Raw genomic sequence first — 1160 nt, forward strand, 5'->3', positions numbered from 1 at the left:
GGCGCGGGACTGTCAGAAAGATCGTGTGTGAGGCGGTGATCCGGCAGGCTGGAGCGGTTGCTCCGGTCGGGAAGGATCACCGTTGACGAACAAGGACACCGCAGCTGAGGACACGGGCGCTGTCGAGGGTCAGGCCCCGGCGGGGTTGGACGTGCGGATCGCCCAGGAGCTGATCGATCAGGCCCGGGCGCAGGGTGTGTCGCTGGTCGGGCCTGGCGGTCTGCTCAGTCAGGTCACCCGGCACCCGCACCGTGCTGCAGACCGCCCTCGAAGCGGAGATGACCGAGCACCTCGGCTATGAGAAAGGCGATCCGGCCGGGCGGGGCCGGGGCAACCACCGCAACGGCAGTTCGCCGAAGACGGTGCAGACCGAGGTCGGCGCGGTGCAGTTGCAGGTGCCGCGGGACCGGGCCGGGGCGTTCGAGCCGCAGATCGTGCCCAAGCACGCCCGCCGCGTCGAGGGCTTCGACGAGGCCATCATCTCGTTATATGCCAAGGGCCTGACGACGGGCGAGATCCAGGCGCACCTGGCCGACATCTACGACGTCGACGTCTCCCGCGACCTGATCTTTCGGGTCACCGACAAGGTCCTCGACGACCTGAACGCCTGGCAGTCGCGTCCACTCGACCGGATCTACCCGGTGGTGCTGATCGACGCCATCGTCGTGAAGATCCGCGAGGGCCAGGTCGCCAACCGGCCTGTGTATGTCACCGTCGGCATCAATCTCGCCGGCGAACGCGACGTGCTGGGCCTACGGGTGGGCACCGGCGGCGAGGGCGCCAAGGCGTGGATGGCCACGCTCGCGGAACTGCGTAACCGCGGGGTCGAGGACGTGTGCATCGTGGCGTGCGACGGGCTTAAGGGACTGCCCGACGCCATCGGCGAGATCTGGCCCTTGGCGACGGTGCAGCTGTGCGTGGTCCACCTGGTCCGCGCCAGCCTGCGCTATGCGTCCAAGGCGCACTGGAGTCAGATCACCAAAGCGCTGCGGCAGATCTACACCGCCCCGACGGTCGAGGCCGCCGAGCAGCGGTTCGCCGAGTTCGACCAAGCATGGGGCACCAAATATCCGGCGATCATCCAGTTGTGGCGCTCGGCGTGGGAGCAGTTCACCCCGTTCCTAGCCTTCCCGCCGGAGATCCGCCGAGTCGTCTACACC

1 protein-coding gene is annotated in these 1160 nt (G+C 68.0%); it reads left to right on the forward strand.

The window, feature by feature from the left end; translation table 11 throughout:
- Positions 1–251 precede the first annotated feature (251 nt).
- A partial coding sequence (locus tag AB0873_RS32625; RefSeq protein ID WP_366604653.1) for an IS256 family transposase occupies positions 252–1160 on the forward strand: 909 nt, incomplete at its 3' end.

Source organism: Micromonospora sp. NPDC047707 (assembly GCF_040704235.1).
Taxonomy (GTDB): domain Bacteria; phylum Actinomycetota; class Actinomycetes; order Mycobacteriales; family Micromonosporaceae; genus Micromonospora.